Annotated in this window: 16 protein-coding genes; 11 read left to right on the plus strand and 5 right to left on the minus strand. The window is 57.5% G+C overall.

The annotated features are described in order from the left end of the window. Positions 1–101: 101 nt before the first annotated feature. A complete protein-coding gene (locus ABC336_RS14100) occupies positions 102–551 on the plus strand; it encodes a DUF5946 family protein (protein ID WP_413239245.1) in 450 nt (149 codons plus the stop codon). Positions 552–560: 9 nt separating this feature from the next. Here ABC336_RS14100 and ABC336_RS14105 read toward each other — a convergent pair whose 3' ends face one another. Further along, positions 561–1,448 (minus strand): helix-turn-helix transcriptional regulator, encoded by an 888-nt coding sequence (locus tag ABC336_RS14105; RefSeq protein WP_413239246.1) that lies wholly within the window; start codon positions 1,446–1,448, stop codon positions 561–563. Positions 1,449–1,593: 145 nt separating this feature from the next. Between ABC336_RS14105 and ABC336_RS14110 the strand changes: the two genes are divergently transcribed. The 8 genes from ABC336_RS14110 (at position 1,594) to ABC336_RS14145 (ending at position 14,507) form a co-directional block, all read left to right on the plus strand. Beyond that, complete coding sequence (locus ABC336_RS14110) at positions 1,594–4,860, plus strand: glycosyl hydrolase (protein ID WP_413239247.1); 3,267 nt, start codon at positions 1,594–1,596, stop codon at positions 4,858–4,860. 282 nt (positions 4,861–5,142) lie between these two features. Continuing rightward, complete coding sequence (locus tag ABC336_RS14115) at positions 5,143–6,537, plus strand: cache domain-containing sensor histidine kinase (RefSeq protein ID WP_413239248.1); 1,395 nt, start codon at positions 5,143–5,145, stop codon at positions 6,535–6,537. Between the two features lie 28 nt (positions 6,538–6,565). Beyond that, the gene (locus tag ABC336_RS14120) at positions 6,566–6,967 is read left to right on the plus strand and encodes a sensor histidine kinase (protein ID WP_413239249.1); all 402 of its coding nucleotides are present in this window, start codon (positions 6,566–6,568) and stop codon (positions 6,965–6,967) included. Beyond that, a complete protein-coding gene (locus ABC336_RS14125; protein WP_413239250.1) occupies positions 6,942–8,546 on the plus strand; it encodes a response regulator in 1,605 nt (534 codons plus the stop codon). Before ABC336_RS14120 ends, ABC336_RS14125 begins: the two co-directional genes overlap by 26 nt. 118 nt (positions 8,547–8,664) lie before the next feature. After that, positions 8,665–10,164: an ABC transporter substrate-binding protein gene (locus ABC336_RS14130; protein ID WP_413239251.1), complete on the plus strand. Its 1,500-nt coding sequence runs from the start codon at positions 8,665–8,667 to the stop codon at positions 10,162–10,164. 96 nt (positions 10,165–10,260) lie between these two features. After that, complete coding sequence (locus tag ABC336_RS14135) at positions 10,261–11,142, plus strand: carbohydrate ABC transporter permease (RefSeq protein WP_413239252.1); 882 nt, start codon at positions 10,261–10,263, stop codon at positions 11,140–11,142. A 17-nt stretch (positions 11,143–11,159) separates the two neighbouring features. Next, positions 11,160–11,987, plus strand: coding sequence for a carbohydrate ABC transporter permease (locus ABC336_RS14140; protein ID WP_413239253.1), 828 nt, complete (start codon positions 11,160–11,162; stop codon positions 11,985–11,987). Positions 11,988–12,239: 252 nt separating this feature from the next. Further along, entirely contained in the window at positions 12,240–14,507 is a 2,268-nt protein-coding gene (locus ABC336_RS14145) for a HelD family protein (RefSeq protein WP_413239254.1), read from the plus strand. Here the strand turns inward: ABC336_RS14145 and ABC336_RS14150 are convergent. Continuing rightward, a complete protein-coding gene (locus ABC336_RS14150) occupies positions 14,423–15,028 on the minus strand; it encodes a hypothetical protein (protein ID WP_413239255.1) in 606 nt (201 codons plus the stop codon). The two genes, ABC336_RS14145 and ABC336_RS14150, sit on opposite strands and share 85 nt — an antisense overlap. A 110-nt stretch (positions 15,029–15,138) precedes the next feature. On the opposite strand from ABC336_RS14150, the gene ABC336_RS14155 reads away from it, so the two are divergent. Continuing rightward, positions 15,139–16,170 carry an ABC transporter substrate-binding protein gene (locus ABC336_RS14155; RefSeq protein ID WP_413239256.1) on the plus strand — a complete coding sequence of 344 codons (1,032 nt, stop codon included), beginning with the start codon at positions 15,139–15,141 and terminating at the stop codon, positions 16,168–16,170. A gap of 38 nt (positions 16,171–16,208) precedes the next feature. Here the strand turns inward: ABC336_RS14155 and ABC336_RS14160 are convergent, their stop codons facing one another. From ABC336_RS14160 to ABC336_RS14170, 3 genes are all read right to left on the minus strand, one after another. Then, positions 16,209–16,517: a hypothetical protein gene (locus ABC336_RS14160; protein ID WP_413239257.1), complete on the minus strand. Its 309-nt coding sequence runs from the start codon at positions 16,515–16,517 to the stop codon at positions 16,209–16,211. Positions 16,518–16,611: 94 nt separating this feature from the next. Then, positions 16,612–17,073, minus strand: a complete 462-nt coding sequence (locus ABC336_RS14165) for a DUF2269 family protein (protein WP_413239258.1) — start codon at positions 17,071–17,073, stop codon at positions 16,612–16,614. A gap of 52 nt (positions 17,074–17,125) precedes the next feature. Beyond that, complete coding sequence (locus tag ABC336_RS14170) at positions 17,126–17,770, minus strand: TetR/AcrR family transcriptional regulator (RefSeq protein ID WP_413239259.1); 645 nt, start codon at positions 17,768–17,770, stop codon at positions 17,126–17,128. 210 nt (positions 17,771–17,980) lie between these two features. Between ABC336_RS14170 and ABC336_RS14175 the strand changes: the two genes are divergently transcribed. After that, positions 17,981–18,379, plus strand: a complete 399-nt coding sequence (locus ABC336_RS14175; RefSeq protein WP_413239260.1) for an ion channel — start codon at positions 17,981–17,983, stop codon at positions 18,377–18,379. Positions 18,380–18,396 lie beyond the last annotated feature (17 nt).

Raw genomic sequence — 18,396 nt, forward strand, 5'->3', positions numbered from 1 at the left:
ATTAACGTTACGTCATCCTTTAAAATGTTCCATGTGGAACATTGACACTTCCTGTGGAACATTGGCGATACGTGTATACTTCTAGAAAGGAGCGATGTCGAATGGTCGACTACACCAATACCCTGGCGGCGCCCAGGCGATGCAGCGAGTGTGGCGCCAAGGAACCGGGCGGACTGACCTGTTATGATTTATTCGGATACCCGCTTGCTTGGGAGCACGAGGATCCGGCCTTGTACGCTTTGCATTTTTGGCTGGTGTCCTGTTATATGATTCAACATCCATCGTACTATACGGAAGAGGGCTACCGCCATATGATCCAACTGTTCAAAGACGCGTACGATCATAAGTGGGACACGCCCTACATTCTGAGGCGCAATCGGGAGCTGGTCGGGCGGATCGGCAAAATCACCAGCCCGATCCCTGACCAGGATCGCGTCCGCAAGTTTAGACAGTGGTCCATGACGATCGAAGATATCTACCTGGGCGGCGAGCAGCATGCCATAGCCAACATAGCGTTGTGGAAGGATCGGGTCCGCGGCGATCTCGGTTAACGTGTCGGCTCACTCTTCCGGCCGCAGCCGGAATTCGGACGGCGTCAGCCCGGTGACCTCCCGGAAATTCCTGGAGAAGTAGTGGACGCTGTCGTAGCCGAGCGCTTTGGCAATATCCGTGATGCTCTCGCCGGTCAGCAGCAGCCGCTTCGCCCGCGCGATCCGTTTCTGCACGGTGTAAGCCTTGGGGCTCAAGCCGGTCGCCGTCTTGAAGAGATCGGCAAAGTAGACCGGATGATAACCGCACAACCCGGCCAGCTCCCTACTCGACCAGACGCGGCCGGGCTCCAGCGCGATCGCATCCAGTGCCGGTGCGATTCTCTTCAGGGCAGGGTCCGGCCGCTCCTGTCTCTGGCTGCGGAGATATCCGATCAAGAGCGTCGTCATGTGCCCGCGCAGAGCCGTCTCGTACCCTTCGCCCTGCTCCATGTATTCCTCCACAATCGGCCGGAACAACACTTCCAGCTCTGGTGCGTGCAGCACATGCGACATCCTGCTAGCGTGGCTTGGCCCCCAGGCGATCTGATATTCGCGGGGCGGCAGCCGCTGCTCACCGGGCCGGCACGGCAGGATGCCCGGCGATGGATGGACTGGCACCGGGCTTGCGGCCTCCCATTCAAAATGGACACTGTACAGCACAGCCGGCCCCCCGGGCAGCGTCGCAATCCGGTGCGGACTGCCGCTGCCATAGAAAGCACAGGTTCCCCGTGTTAGCGTATAGCTCTCGGCGCCAAGCTCCAGCTGGATCTGTCCGGAGAGCACATAGAGCAGCTGGCAATCCGGGTTGATGCGCGGCCCCCACACATCATCCGGCTCGGAGACGGCACGTTCGGCGAAATGAACGACCGGCTGCGCCGCCAGCATGTCGATCCTCCTCGTTCTGTCCCGTGTCGTCATTACACAGCCCCCTCCCCACATCTCTCTAAGCGTATTATAGTGCAACATCTTGCAAAAGTGCACCTGCCTTCTGCCGCCTGTGCCAAGACATCCGCCTCATCCGACTGCTAGACTTGGGCTAGTCAATCAAAGGAGGCTGAGCCTGATGTCCACTATTGAATATAACGAGCGCCTGGCCGCGTTCGCGAATCCTTCCGCCATCTACCGTCCCGCACCGCTCTGGGTATGGAATGACGATATGCAGCCGCAGCAGATCCGGTTCCAGCTGCAGGAGCTGGCCAGTCACGGATTTGGCGGTGCCTTCGTTCACCCGCGGCCCGGACTGGTTACCCCTTACTTGTCCGAAGCGTGGTTCGCACGCTGGGAAGAGGCGCTGGAAGAAGCGTCGCGGCTCGGATTGAAGCTCTACATCTATGATGAAAATTCTTACCCTTCCGGCTTTGCCGGCGGGCATGTGCCGTCGGAGCTGCCGGACTGTCTGGCGAATTCTGTCCTGTTCCACGATTACGATGTCGAGCAACTGAAGCGTAAGCGGGGGCCTTCGTCGATCATGCTTAACCGGCCCGGGCATCCGATCAAGGCGTTTGCCGTCCGCGCAGGCGAAGATGGCCATTCACCCTGGGAGGTCGTCCAGGAGGTGACGCGGCTCCCCGTTTCAGAATGGCCTTCCTATGGTGAGCGCTTCTGGGTCTTCGAGCTGGGCACGCCGGAGACCAACAATTGGCTGGGCGGTTTTGCCTACGCCGATCTGCTACGGCCCGAGGTCACCCAGCGCTTCCTGGAGACGACGCATGAGCAGTACCGCCGGCACTTCGGCGACCGGTTCGGCTCGCAGATCCCCGCACTCTTCACCGACGAGCCCGAGATCTCCCCCGGCAACCTGTTCGAGGCGGGCACACCGCTGCCGTATACGTATTGGTTCGCCGGCGAATTCGAGCGCCTGAATGGCTATGACCTGCGCGACTATCTGCCGTGCTTGTTCCACGACGTGGTGATGCCATCCGATTATCCGGTGGAGCCGGAGAAGGTCCGCTACGATTATTTTTGCACGATCCGCTCGCTCTGGGTCAACAACTCGATCCGGCCGATCTCCGAATGGTGTGAGCAGCAGGGTATTGCCTTCACAGGACACTACCTGGAGCATCAGTGGCCGCATCCGTTCCACCGTACCTCGCCGGCGGTCATGTCGTTGTACGAATATATGCATTGGCCGGCTATTGATTTCCTGGAGACGAAGCTGCTGCGACCGAAGCCCGCCTCCCCGGAAGCTCCTGAGCCGACGAGTTATGATCAACTGAACCATGACCCTGTCGCCATGCTGACGGTACGCGAGGCGCAGAGCGCCGCCAACCAGTTCGGCCGCGAGCGTGTGCTGTGCGAGTCTTACGGCGCCGGCGGCTGGGATTCGACCTTTGAGGATTACAAGCGGATCGGCGATTGGCTCTACGTGCACGGCATCAACTTTATGAACCAGCACCTGACCTACGGGACGATCGCCGGCGCCCGCAAACGCGATCATCCCCAGTCCTTTGACTGGCGTCAGCCTTGGTGGGACGAGTATACTGAATTGAATCATTATTATGCCCGGCTGTCCTATGCACTGTCGCAAGGGCGATCGATCAACCGGATTGCGGTACTGAACCCGACCACCTCCAGCTTCCTGGTAACCGCAGAGACGGTAGCGAGCTGTCCCGTCTACCGGGCCGGCATTGACGCCACGCTGGAGCTGATACAGGCACTCTCCGAGGGCCAGTGGGACTTCGATCTATGCGATGAATTCATCATGGAGCGGCACGGGTCGGTGGAGGACGCTGCACTGCGGGTAGGTCAAGCCCGGTACGAAGTGCTGGTCATCCCTGCTGCCGTCACCCACCTGAAGCGCTCGACAGTCGACCTGCTCTCCCGCTTCCTGGACGCAGGGGGCACCGTCCTCGCGGCTGCCGACCCGCCGGAGCTCGTGGAAGGCTGCCGCAGCGGAGAAGCCGCCCGGCTCCAGCGGCAGAGCGGATGGCACAAGGCATCCGATACGGCGCAGCTGCTGGACCGTCTGTCCGATACCTGGACGCCGCGCCTTGTCTGGACAGCGGCGCGAGGGGATGCGCCTGGCGGCATGGCTCATCTGCGTCGGGACCTCGGGGATGGCTCGGCCTTCTACTTTGTTGTGAATTCCGGCAAACGGCGATCGACGGGAACGCTGACGATAGCCGGGGAGCAGGTGGAGCAATGGCATCCTTTCGACGGCACAGTCACCTATCCTGAGCAGCGGCCAGGAGAGGGTGGCACAGTCAGCCTTGACATGAAGCTGGAAGGATCCGGTTCTGTACTGCTGCGCGTCCTGGTGCATGCCGAGCCGCTCGCCCCTGCGGCCGTGCAGGCTGGCACCGGCCTGCCAATAGAGCCGCAGGAGGAGATCGTCCTGCCTCCCGCAACCGACTTAATGCGCCAGCCGCTCGCTACATCCGACTGGTCCATCCTGCCGGAGCGGGATAATGTGCTGCCTCTGCTCCATTGCGATCTGACCGCCGGCACCAAGCGTTACGAGGGCCTCTTCACCGTCCATGCCTCCAGATATGCCTTTGAGCATCACGGCTTCGAGACGAACCCCTGGGACAATGCGGTGCAATTCAAGAGCCGGCTCCTGGATCGCAACCGCGCCTGGGACGCGCGCAGCGGCATCGTGGCGGAGTATCATTTGGAGATCGCAGAACTGGAAGGCGTCGGACCGGTGCGCTTGGAGCTGGAGCGACCCGAGCTGTACCGGATCTCGGTGAACGGCATCGCGTGTCCGGCGGCTGCCGAAGGCTCCCGGCTGGATCACCATATGGGCAGTCTGGATATCCGCGACGCACTGCAAAGCGGGCGCAACACCATCCGGCTGGAAGGCCGGCCCTTCTCGATCTTCATGGAGCTGGAGCCGATCTACATCTTTGGTGCTTTCTCGGTCATCCCCGGCGAGCAAGGCTGGCAGCTTGCAAGGGAACGTGCAGCTGCCCTTGGCTCTTGGCGCGAGTGCGGATACCCCTTTTACTCCGATGCGATGCGGTATCGTCACACCTTCCAGGCCCCGGATGCAGATGCTTGCATCGTCGTCTCGATCCCGAGCTGGCAAGGCGCTGTCATCTCCGTGTCCGTAGATGGCGTGCAGGCGGGGTTAATCGGGGTCGATCATGGACATGAATTAGAGATCACACCCCATATCCGTCCTGGGGTGCATCACATGGTGGACTATCGCGTCAGCGGCACCTGGCGCAACCTGATGGGTCCTCATCTGGATCATGAGAAGCTGAGAAATACGGCGTGGCCAGGCGCCTGGAAGCGCTCGCCGCTCGCCGGTCCGCCGCCGGCGAGCGACTACGATCTGCTTGATTATGGTTTGCTGGGCGACGTCGAGCTTTATCTCTTGACCCCTTAGATACGTGTTCAAAAAGGTCGATTTTCAGCACCGAGAAGGTTGAAGGCAGGAAGGAACTGAGGAGCGGAGCGTAGCTGGAAGCTACGTGAGCACCGGAAGTTTCGACTGCGTTCAAGATTCGATGTCGAATTCGCATCCTGAGTCACTTCGTGATCAAAAGCGGACTTTTTGAACAGCCCCTTAAGCCGCCGTTGACTGCGCCCCTGGGCCTCCGTACACTGTACGGAGGCCCGACAGACTTTGTATGACTGACCGATATCTATACGAAACGAGGTGCCCGCGATGAAAAGGATCTTGACCTTCAAACAAAAGCTTGTCCTGACTTACATCGTGCTCATCGTATTGCCGATGTCCGTGCTAGGCATGGGCGCCTATCGCCTATACAGCGACGCGATGGAGAAGAAGGTCAGCGACTTTGTTCAACAGGTCGCCATCAGCACAGCCTCCAACATCGAGATGTACATCCGTGAACTGGAGCAGTTTACTCTCATGCCCTATTACAATAAAGAATTTCAGGACATGCTGACCGATGGCCAGCCGTCTGATCCACTGCAGACGATTGAGATGAAGGAAGAGATCGAGAAGACCTTCAGCTTCTGGCAGTCGCAACGGGAAAGCGTAGAGAACATCACCTACTTCAGCAAGCCTGGCGCCGGCGAGCGGCGTGTCTACAGCACCGGGTATCCCTACGACAGCCTCAAGGTGGAGGAAGCGCGTTGGGATGAGAGAGCTTTCGGATCCTCCGATCGGATCGTGACCCATCTCAGTCTTCATCAGCTTGCCAGCTCGGGGTACGCCCAACGGATGGAACCGATTCAAGTCTTTTCTTTGATCCGAAAGATCTACTATTCCTCAACGGTGATGGAGACGGCCGGCTATTTTCAAGTCGACTTCACGCTCGAGGACATCGGTCGTATTATGAACCGGATCAATCACGAGGAAAACGGCTCCTTCTTCCTCCTCGATCAGGATCGGCGAGTCGTATTCGCCAGCCAGCCCCTCGACGAAGGGATATTGGAACATGCCGTCGGGCTTCAGGAGCCCGCCTCCCCGCCGCAGATCGTCAGGCTGCATCAGCAAAATACGATTCTGGTCCATCACCCTGTCGGCAAGATGGACTGGATCGTCGTCGGCTATGTGCCGGTCTCGCAGATTGTATCGGGCATTGCCAATGTGCGCAATTCCATGATTCTGATCGGACTCGTCTGTATCGTGCTTGCTATCATCATTACGATTACCATCTCGCATCGGATGACAATCCCGATCTACAAGCTCATCGCGTTGATCAAACGCGTGGAGACCGAGGATTTCCAGATTCAATACGACAACCCGCCGCGCAATGAGATCGGCCAGCTCATCCGCAGCTTCATTCGTATGAGCGGCAGATTGGATGAGACGATCCGCAATCTGTATCAGGCGGAGATCGTGCGCAAGGACAGCGAATTGCGTACGCTCAAGTCGCAGATCAATCCTCACTTCCTGTTCAACACGCTGGAGACGATCAAGATGAAGGCGGAGATCGATGAAGCCGACGCCACCGTGGATATGATTACGGCCCTCGGCAAGCTGGTCAAGGCCTCCTTGCAGCCAGGCAATGACTTTATTACGCTGCGGGAAGAGCAGGCTTACCTGCTCAACTACTTCTATACAACAGAATCGTTACGGCTCGCGCTTTGAGATGTCGATTCAGGTAGATGAGGAGCTCATGGATCACTATATCCCCAAGATGCTCATCCAACCGCTGGTGGAGAATGCTTTCTATCACGGGCTGGAGATGAAGCAGGGCAAGGGCAGACTGTCGGTCGCCGCAAGCAAAGAGGACGATGCCGTAAAGGTTGTCATTGTCGATGACGGACTCGGCATCTCGCCGGAGCAGCTGCAGCAGATCCGCTCCAAGCTGGAAGGCGGGACGCTTAAGCCGTCCTATGAGGACAAGAATATTGGTCTGGTCAATGTGTCGGCGCGCATCGAGCTGTATTTTGGCCCCGCGTATGCGATGCAGATCGAGAGCCGGCCCGGCGACGGCACGGAGATTACGCTGCTGCTCCCCAGCATAACCAGTGAAAGTGAGGTTGATCGTTATGTATCGCGTTATCATCGTGGATGATGAAGCCTATATCCGGCAAGGCCTGCGCAAAATCATCCAACGCTTCGCTCCCGACTGGGAGCTGGTCGGAGAAGCGGAGGACGGCGAGTCCGGGCTGCGCCAGGTGCTGCGCCTGCAGCCGGACCTCGTCATACTCGACTTCCGCATGCCGGGGCTGAACGGGATCGAATGCTGCGAGCGTATCGCCAGCGAAGCGCCCCGCGTCCACCGCATCCTGCTCACCGCCTACCAGGAGTTCGAGCTGGCGAAGCAGGCGATCCGCCACGGGGTCACGGCATTCATCACCAAGCCGCTGGATCGCCATGAGCTGCTGCAGACCCTCCAGCGCGTAGAGCACCTTGTGCAGCAAGAGCGCAGCCAGCAGGCCAAGCTGATGTCTCTGCAGCAAGCTGTCAAACAAGCGGCACCGATGGCAGAGAAGCTGTATTACCAGCATTTTATATTTGGTCAAGACTATCACGACCTGGAGCAGTTCATTATCGAGGCCGGTTATCCGCTCCCCCATACCCGCGACAACGACATCCTCGTCATCCAGGCGATCAGCCCGGACTGGATCGAGAAGGGGCAGTTCAGCCCCTTTGACGTCGAGCTATTCTGTTATGCGCTGACCAAATTCGTCCAGGAATGGTACGCCGAGGATAAGCATGCTTATGTGCTCCAGGATCATATCGGACAAGTCATTGTCATTATGAGCTATCCCTCGGAGGCGCAAGTGACCGCCCTCGGCATCCATGAATCGGCACGCCGCTTGAAAGAAGAGATCGCCCGCTGCTTCCAACGGACCGTGACGATCGGCATCAGCGGCATTCGCCGCTTGACCGAAGCACCGCAGGCTTATCAGGATGCATCGCTGGCCGTCACCTACAGAATGATCTACGGCGAGGGCCAGGTGGTGACGCTGCCCGTGCTTCAGTCGGAGAGAACCATGTCCGCTGCCATTTATGAGCAATTGGAGCGGTCGCTGGACCAATTGCTTGCGGGCAACCAACAGGAGGCCTTCGTCATCCTCGATCAATTGACCCAAGCGGATCAGATCATGCCCGTGGAGCTGCACCGGATCGTCATCCACTATCTGCTCAGACTGGGCGCCCAGCTGCGATTGATGGACCTGGACGTTCGCGAGATCAGCGGCAAGCCGCTGGAGGATTGGCTGGCCGAGCTGGAGTCCGCTCTCACCCGCTCTTCGATGATGACCAGGATGCGAACGCTGATGCAGAGGATTGCGCTTAAGGTCAAGCGGGAGCGAGACGCTATAGATAGACCTTTGATTGACAAGATCAAACCTTACGTCATGGAATATTTGGCCGATGGCGTCAGTCTGCAATCAGTCGCCGACCGTTTCGGCATGAATGCCAGCTATTTCAGCCGCTGGTTCAAGTTCGAAACCGGACAGAACTTTGTCGTCTTCCTCCGCGAGATGCGGATTGCCCGTGCCAAGACGCTTATGGAGCAGGGAGGGTTCACCGTCCAGGAGATCAGCCAGCAGGTCGGATACGCCGACAGCAAGCATTTTTATCGCGTATTCAAAGAGCATACCGGCTATTCTCCATCCGACTACAAAAAAATGCATAACCGATAGCCCGATCGGTAAAAAAAAACATCCCCATGTAAAATCTACCCCCCTGCCGGCGCTTCGCGTGCTGCATTAAGATGAAATAGAGGATACGCTTTCAATAAATCTTGAGGGGGATTTCTATATGACGGCTAAAAAGTATGTCCAACCTGCGGCTGCAGCCCTGCTCTCGCTGGGTCTGGTGCTAAGCGGCTGCAGCAGTAACGGCGGCAATAACGAACCATCCGCACCTGCCCCATCTGAAACGGAGCCTGGAGAGGCTTCCGGCTGGCAGGGCACGATTACCATGTACGCCCAATCGTACACGCCCAACGCCCAAAATATCGCCGGCTTGAAAGCTTTAACGGGGCTGCAGGACATTGCCGACGCATACGAAGCGGCCAATCCTGGCATCAAGATCGAATTCATCGATGAAGAATTCAAGGATTATACGCAGACCGTACGCGTAAAAGCAGCTGCAGGCGAAATGTTCGACGTGTTCTGGGGACAATGGGCGGAATTGAATAACATTTTCCCTAAAGGCATCGCCGAAGATTTAACCGTCTATTTCGACCAGCCTAACCCATATATTGAGGGCGCGCCTACTTGGCGCGAAGCGATGAATCAGACCGTCATCAGCGAGACGACCTCGGCGGACGGCAAGAGCTACAACATCAACGGAGACTATGTCGCCACTGCATTTTTCTACAACCAAAGTCTGTTCGAGCAAGCCGGCATCAGCGAGCCGCCCCAAAGCTGGAGCGAGTTGATCGAAGTGACGCAGCAGCTGAACGCGGCCGGGATTACCGCGATGTCGCAATCGCCGGATTATGATTGGTTCCAACGCCATTTCCTCTCCGACTTCTACGCAGAGCAGTTCGAAGAAATCGCCGGCTACGACGGGAACCCCGGGGTGTCTTCGCTCGATCAGAGCGTAGCGATTGCCAAGGGGATGCTCAGCACAGAGGACGAGCGCTTCATGGGCTGGTGGCCGATGTTCAAGTCGCTGACCGACAACTGGAAAGCCGATCACCTTTCATTGGACCCTGCAGTGGTAGGAGAAAGCGCCAGAAATGACTTCCTGGCTGGCAGAACCGCGATTTTTTATGACGGCAGCTGGCTGCCGGAGACGGCGAGCGACGCCAACATTGATTTTGAGCTCGGCTCGTTCAACTTCCCGGTGCTGACACCGGAAGACTCGCCTTATACGACCGGGACCGATGTCTCCGGCGCCGTTGGCGGACCGAACGCCGCCTTCCAGTTCGCCATCTCTACACCGGAAGCGAACGCGACGATGAAGGAGCCCGGCAAGCGGGAAGCGGTAGTCGACTGGCTGCAATTTGTCGGTACGCCTGTCCATGTAGAGACCGTTGTCAATGAGCATGGCCGCTTCGTTCCGACTTGGCCCGATACGACGCCATCGGAAAGTATGGTTGAACTGGCCAGTCAGGCTTCTAACAAGCTGCAAGCGATTGGCGTAGGCGGCACCTCGCCGAACCTGACCAAAAACATTCAGCGGATTTTCAACCTTTACCTGAGCGGGAATATTGATCTGGAACGCGCAAAAGCAGATATGCAGAAGGAACTGGATGCTGCCTTGAAGGATTACGAGTCCAAAAATAATGTCGATTGGACGCAATACTAGCGCTGGCTGCACGATGCAGCAGTTCGAGAAGGGAGCGGCCGGCTGGCGGCGCTCCCTTCTTCTATTCTAGCCTGCGCAGAAAGGATGATCCACCCGATGAGCAGCAGAACAAAATGGCGTACTGCGCTGACTGGCTATGTGTTTCTTCTACCCACCTTTATCTTTTTAGCCTGGTTCATGTACTATCCTGTCTATCAGGCATTTATCGGAGCGTTCACGGACTGGGACGGCTTTAATGCGCCCCGGTACATCGGCTTCGACAACTTTACTCGCTTGTTCAGCGATGAAGTGCTGCGTCAATCCACCATCAATGCCTTGATTTGGGTGGCGTTCGCCATTGTCTTGGCGGTAGTGCCCCCTTATTTTGTAGCTGAGCTTATTTTTCATCTGAAACGCACCCGCGCGCAGTATGTGTACCGTACGTTGTTTGTGCTGCCCATCGTCATCCCGGGCATCGTCATCATCCTGCTCTGGCGGTTTCTCTATCAGGGAGATGGCGCCATCAATCAAGTGCTGGAGCTGATCGGGCTCGGTTTCCTACAGCAGATGTGGCTGAGCGATCCGAACATTGCGCTGTATTCCATCATCTTCATGGGGTTCCCGTGGATCAGCGCATTCAACCTGCTGATCTTCTATGCCGGCTTGCAGAGCATTCCCTCTGAAGTCATCGAGGCGGGACGACTGGATGGCGCCACGGGCTGGAAACGGGTGCGATTGATCGATATTCCGTTATCCTTTCCGCAGCTCAGGCTTATCCTGGTGCTGACGCTGATCGGCAGCCTGCAGAATGTCATCCCGCCGCTGATCATGACGAACGGCGGGCCGGGCTATTCCACCTATGTGCCGATTCTCTACATGTACAATGTCTCGACCGCGAACGGCGAGTTCGGGTATGGCATGGCGGTCGCGCTCATCATGTTCGTCGCTATTCTGTTCCTGACGATTCTCAATATGAAGCTGGTCCGGTCCGATTCCTGATGAAGGGGGTTTACAAGATGCGAAAAAAACGCCGGTTAGGGATCGGGCAAGGCATTCTGCTGGTGCTGCTGGTGTTCAACCTGCTTCCGATCTACTTCATTGTAGCCAACTCGTTAAAAACACCGATCGAGTTCGCTACAAGCACACTCACCTTCCCCCAAGTCTTGCAATGGAGCAATTATGCTGTGGCTTGGGAGAGAGTCCATCTGTCGCTGTACAATACAACGGTTATTATCGGGGTCAGCGTCATCGCCATCGTGGGGCTCTCCGCCATGAGCGCCTACGCGTTCTCCAAGCTGCGCTTCCCGCTGCAAAACACGTTGTTTCTCGCGGTGTTTGGCCTGCTGTTGATCCCGGGGTTTCTCACGCTGATCCCCCTGTACCTGCAGATCAAGTCATTGGGCTTCTCCGACAATTACCTGGCCATTATCCTGCCCTACATCGCTGGAGGGCAAGCGTTCACCATCTTTGTCCTGAAGACGTTTTTTGATCAGCTGCCGGGCGAGATCTTCGAAGCGGCCCGGATCGACGGCGCCGGAAACTTCCGGATCTTCGGCAATGTCGTGCTGCCGCTGTCGATCCCGATCTGTACGACGGTGGCCATTATGAATATTACGAGCCTGTGGAACGATTACTTGCTGCCTTCGCTGCTGCTGAACCGCTCCAACCAGACCGTTACGATGGCGCTCGTGTCCTTTGAGGCGTCGACCGGCAATTACGGCCTCAGCGATTACGGCGGCATGATGGCTGCCTACCTCATTGCCTCCATCCCGCTATTGCTGCTGTTCGCGTTCCTGATGCGCAATTTTGTGGAGGGGATCTCCAGCGGCTCGATAAAAATGTAAGTTGGATATAAAAGAAAAAGCACCGCCCAAGCTCTGGCAGCTTGAAGCGGTGCTTTATTATGTTTATTCCACTCGCCTGGATGCGAACGAACGTTCCATTTAAAATAGGTATGACTGTACTCAACATCATAACAAAATCAAAATTATAAGTCTACTCTTTTTTCGCCGAATATGCCAAAATAAAGTCCTGGTTTCCATATGAGCATCAGATTCAATCTAAGGGAAATGGCAGCTATAAGGAGGTTGTTATACATGGAACAAAGTCAGGCGTATCGGGAAGAGTCAGAGAGACTGGAGGAAACCCAGCATGAGATCGGACGGCAGCTCGCGCGCATCGGAGGACGGTATTATGGCGACGATTTCCTGGAGCAGGTGCTGGATGCGCGCCGCCTCGAACAGCGGGATACGCTGGAGCGGCTCCAGCAGGAGCCTTATTTCGGAAGACTAGACTTCCTGGAGGACGGCGCGGACGAAGCGGCGGTGCTGTATATCGGCAAGCGGGGCATGGAGCAGGACGGCAGTCAGCAGCCGTATGTCATCGATTGGCGGGCACCGGTCGCCAGTCTCTTCTACTCCTTCAGCGGCGGCGAACAGCCCGTCTCCTACGAAGCCCCGGAAGGCGAGATCCATGGCGAGGTCCACCGCAAGCGCAATCTCTCCATCCGCGGCAGGCAGCTGCAGCGGGTCGTCGACAGCTACGAGCGGGGCGGCGATAACCTCGGCCTGAGCGACGAGTTCCTGCTCTACCGGCTGGGCGAGCGCAAGGACAACCGGCTGCGGGACATCGTCTCGACCATTCAGTCCGAGCAGGATCGCATCATCCGTGCCGAACGGAACCTCGCCCTGATCATCCAAGGGGCCGCCGGCTCCGGCAAGACGACGGTAGCGCTGCACCGGCTCGCCTTCCTGCTCTACCGCTATCAGGGCCAGATCCGGGCCGAGCGGATGATCGTATTTGCCCCCAATGCCATGTTCCTGGATTATATCTCGGGCGTGCTTCCTGAGCTCGGGGTCGGCGATGTCAAGCAGACGACATTTGCCGATTGGGCGCTGGGGTTGCTGGATGGCGATGTTCAGCTGGCGGTCAGCAGCGGCGGCGGGAAGGCTGACTGGTTCGCGCTGGCGGGACAGCGGCCGCCCATGAACGACTTCACGCCCGGACGCCTCAAAGGATCGCTGGCGTTCAAGGCGTGGCTGGCGGAGCAACTGCAGGTGTATGAGGCGGCGTTCTTGCCGGCGGGAAATTTCGAAGCGTGGGACGGCATGTCGCTCCCGCATCGGGAGATCAAGGCGTGGTTCGAGGTGGAATACCGCTACGATCCGCTGGCTCCCCGGCGCGAGCGGCTGCTGGCCCGGATGAACCGGTGGCTGGAGATGGCACTGAACGAGGTGGCCGATCCCAAGCGCCGCAAGGCGCTCGCCAAGACGGCCCGCGCCCGGCACCGCGCCTATGCCAAGAAGCTGCCCGGCGCGGACGCGTTGACGGTGTACAGGTGGATCGTCGAGCGGGCGGCGGTGACATCAGGGGCTGGCGGGGATGGCAGTAAGGGGCAGGCTGGGGAGCGGGCGGTGATAGCCGGTGCGGAGTCGACTGGCGAGCTTGCGCCGCGGCAGCGGCCAGGCGGGGATGGCGATACGGGGCAGACGGGAGAACGAGCGGCTGGGGCGCACGACGAGCGCCGCGCGTTCGCCATGCCGGCTGAGCTGCAGCGGGCGACGCTGGGCCTGCTGAAGAAGAAGCTCGCCGCGCCCGAGGATCTGCCGCCGCTGGCGATGCTGCATATCCTGCTGCATGGCTGGGTCGGCCCGCGCTTCGACCATGTCGTCATCGACGAGGCACAGGACGTCTCCCCGTTTCAGATCGCGCTGCTGAACGACTGCATGGCCGAGTCTTCGTTCACGATCCTGGGCGATCTGGCGCAGGGCATCCACGCTTACCGCGGGCTGCAGCATTGGGATGAGCTGAATACCGTCTTCCCGCAGGAACGCCAATCCTATCACGAGCTAAGGCTCAGCTACCGATCAACGATGGAGATCATCGCCTTCGCCAACCGCTTCATCCCGCACACGGCCACCGGGCTGCAGGAGGCGGAGCCGGTATTCCGCAGCGGCGAGCCGGTGCGGCTCGAGGTGCCGGAGGCAGGGGCGGAAGCGGACTGGCTGCTCGCCTATATCCGTGAGTGCCGCGAAGCGGGGATGGAGACGATCGCCCTGATCGGCCGGACACCGCAGGATTGCGGGCAGCTCTACGAGGCGCTGCACGTCCGGGATGAGGCCTTGGAGCTGCATCTGGTCAGCGAGGGGCAGCGCAGCTATGCCGGCGGCATCACCATCCTTCCCGCGCATCTGGCCAAAGGGCTGGAGTTCGATGCGGTAGTGGTATGCGGCGTCGACAGCACCCGGTACACCGATACCCCCGAGGACGCCAAGCTGCTCTACGTGGCCTGCACGAGAGCGCTGCACCGGCTGGCGCTGCTGTGCGGCAAGGATGGCTCGCCGTTGGTTGGGGCGGAGCGGTAGTGTGAGCGCAGCGGCCTCGCGCGGATGGCCACCTCCAGCGACCCTTTCTGCCGCTGGAGCGGCGGCCTCGCGCGGATGGCCACCTCCAGCAACCCTTTCTGCCGCTGGAGTGGCGGCGGCGTCCGGATCGCCACCTCCAGCAACCCTTTCTGACGCTGGAGCGGCGGCGGCGTCCGGATCGCCACCTCCAGCGACCCTTTCTGCCGCTGGAGTGGCGGCGGCGTCCGGATCGCCACCTCCAGCGACCCTTTTTGCCGCTGGAGCGGCGGCGGCGTCCGGATCGCCACCTCCAGCGACCCTTTTTGCCGCTGGAGCGGCGGCGGCGTCCGGATCGCCACCTCCAGCGACCCTTTCTGCCGCTGGAGCGGCGGCGTCGTCCGGATCGCCACCTCCAGCGACCCTTTCTGCCGCTGGAGCGGCGGCGGCGTCCGAATCGCCGCCTCCAGCAACCCTTTCTGCCGCTGGAGTGGCGGCGGCAGAAAGGATCGCCACCTCCAGCGACCCTTTCTGCCGCTCCCCATTCTTTCCCCAGCATAAATCTTGCAGGTGTCATTGACTCTCTGCAAAGGTTTCTATACAATTGCACTTATTGAGAAAGATTATCATTATTAATGGAAAGGACGTTGCAGAGATGAAATTCACCACGGGGTTAACGCTCAGGCAGATACGTAGAGGAGGATTCCTGCTTCTGCTGCTATGGATGGTGTCGCTGACGGCGGCCTGTTCTTCTGTCGGCGGAACCAACGATGGCATGAATGACCGGATTAATGAAGACGCTACGCTCGAGCAGCAGCCAGAGGCGTCCGCCACGCCCGTAGAAGAACCGGTGACGCGCGAGGTTGAGCACGCCGGCGGCATGACAACCATTGTCGGAGAACCGCAGAACATTGCCGTGCTCGACTATCGGTTGTCGGATACGTTGCTGGCGCTTGGCATTATGCCGCATGCCATGGGAACATATCGAGGGAGCACCGATCTCCCCTATATCGACGGGGAACCTTTTGCCGACGTGATCCCGCTTGGCGACACGGTCAACCTGGAGGCGCTTATCGAGTCCGATCCGGATCTGATCATCGGCCGCGCGACCGACTCGATGGAGGATCTGCAGAAGATTGCCTCGACCATCATTGCTCCCAAACCGGATGACTGGCGGGAAGGCTTGCGGGAAATGGGAGTTTATTTGGATCGGGAGGCTGAAGCGAAGGCCTGGCTCGCCGATTTTGATCAACAAGCAACTCAATTAGCCAAGGAGATCCATGAACATATCGAGCCAGACGCTACATTTCTGTACTTGCGTGTGATGGCCAAGGAGATCCGGGTGCACGGCCCAGACCAAGCGCTCGCGCAGACGTTATTCGGCGAGCTGGGCTTGCAGCCGGTGGCAGGTCTGGAGAACGTGCAGCGGATCGAAGCGATCTCGGCAGAGTCGCTACCTGACTTCGACGCAGACTACATCTTCATGGAGGTCGGCGCGCCAGCGGCGGAAGGTGATAACGAAGCACGGGACAACCTAAAAAATCTGCAGGATCTGCAGATCTGGCAGGGGCTCAAAGCGGTGCAGCATGATCGCCTTTATGAGGTTCCGCAGTGGGTCATCAGCGACTACCCGCATATCAAATTGAAGTCCCTCGAAGTGATCCGCGAAGCCTTGCTGCCGCAATAAGCTGCCCGAAGTCCAAGGCCCAAGGTCGGGCATACCGGTTACCAGAAATAATAGCCGGTATGCTTTTTGTTGTTGATCAAGATCATGCCCAATGCAAAGGACACAATCAGCAGATAGATACCCAGAAATACAGGCAGTGAAAGCAGATCCTTTGATTCAACAATGCCCATGCTGATAAAGGTCACGCCCAAAATGAACTGGGGTAGGACCAAGCCTCTTTGATAAGAGGCCAGCTCCTCTTTGCTGAACCGTTCGCGATAGGACTGGCGAATCATAAATGGGGCAGAAAACAAATGACCAACCCCTATGGCTAGCATCCAAACGCCTAGAAATATCTGCGCGTACACGAGGACCTCCTCTGCGACTGCGTATGTCGATCTAATGGATTCTTCTCTAGCTTAACATAAGCGTCGAGGTGACGTGAGGGTTTCCATAATTGCTCTACACACCAGGCTTCCACACCATCAAGATCATCGCCGCGATTGGCGTTACGGTCGCCAGCACCCCATATAGATTCCACTGACGGGAAGCCTTAACGAACTCAGGAGTCAGCGTCTTTTGTTCAAAAGAGAGCTTGCCCTGCTTGATCATCTTCGTCTGCAGAGGAAGCAGCGCGACCATCCATAGTACCCCCGACATGACAAACAGCCCATAGGAAATCCCAAGCCAATTCCACGAGAATACCGAATACCCCGCTTGATGGGCCAACACATGGCCCGAGACCAGGATCATGACGATCGAAGGCAGCGTGAATAGGTAATCCAGAATCATGATGTTTTGGGCCGTTTGAAACTTCAATGCCACGTCCTTGCTGTAATCCGCCCGCAGCTTCCAGATCACCGTAAACGCATTGCCCAACAAAAAAATGACCCCCAGTATGTGAATAAACAAGAACAGACTCACTCGTCATTCCTCCCGATTTTTAATTAACAGTGTTCACTAAAAACCAAAAAAATTATGACCGTAAGGTCATATAAAGCATTTTCTTCGTTTGATCCACCAGGTTGGCCGTACGTTCCGGCGTAAACATCGGCATTTGCATAGCAAGCGCTACGACGCCGTGCAGGGCAGCCCACAGCATATCGCTGTACACATAGGTATCTCCCGGTTTGACAGCGTGATGATCCTGGGCATACTTGACCGAATCGAACAACACCTGAAAAGCCTCCAGCCGCGGCACTTCTTCCCCCTGCCTGGCCTCGAACAGATAGTCGACCCTCCACATGAACATCAACTGATAATACGTGGAATAGGTGAACCCGAATTGAACGTATGCCTCGCCGATCCGGTCCAGCCGCTCCCACGGATCCGAGGTGCTGCCTGCAGCCTGAGCCAGCTCTGTGCGGAAGCGGGTAAACGCGTCGTCGACGACACTGAAGAGCAAGTGATCCTTATCGTGATAATACAGGTACAACGTAGCCGGCGAATACCCAAGCGTCGCAGCCAGCTTGCGCATTGAAAAAGCGCTGTATCCATGCTCAATGAACAGTTCACTGGCCACTTTCAAGATGAGTCCCTTCAGTTGTTCCTTCTCCTCCCCCCTCCTTCGGCGGCCGAATCGTCTGGAAGATGGGTTGTTGTCGTTGGTAGGTTCTGTCATGTCGCCTCCATATAATGAACGGTGTTTATTAAAATGTAGCACAAAGCCGTTTCCTTTTCAAGCAGCAGCCAGAGGCGCCCGCCGCGCAAGGAGAAGAGTCAGTGTCATACGCTGCTGGCGCTTGGTATTACGCCGCATAGGAAGTGGGTATATAAGAATAGAGCATTCATAACAAGATGAACATTGCCATTGAGGGAGGAGTTCATCGTCATGATTAATACATTGCTCATCGTCTTGACATGCTTGTATATGACTGGCACCTTGATCTACTTTCTGGCCAGCAAAGGATATAAGAAAAGCTATGTTAACCTGGATCTATTCTACAAATTGTTTTTTGTACTGCTCAGCATTACGTTTGGTTTCGCTGTCATTTATTATCTCTTGTCATTTCATGAAGTTACACTGAGAGTTACCGATCACATGGGGGAAGAAGCCGAGTCTGACTTTTGGACATATCTCTATTTTAGCGGCGTGACCATCCTGGCGATCGGGTATGGCGACTTGGTTCCTGTAGGGAGCACAAGATTTTTTGCGGTCATCCAAGCGAGTCTGGGCTTGCTCCTGCCGGCGGCTTTTTTTGTCAAAGCCTTAAACGACAAAAAAGATTAGAAGACATCATGAAGCGC

The organism is Paenibacillus jepli (genome assembly GCF_047238105.1).
Classification (GTDB): domain Bacteria; phylum Bacillota; class Bacilli; order Paenibacillales; family Paenibacillaceae; genus Paenibacillus_D.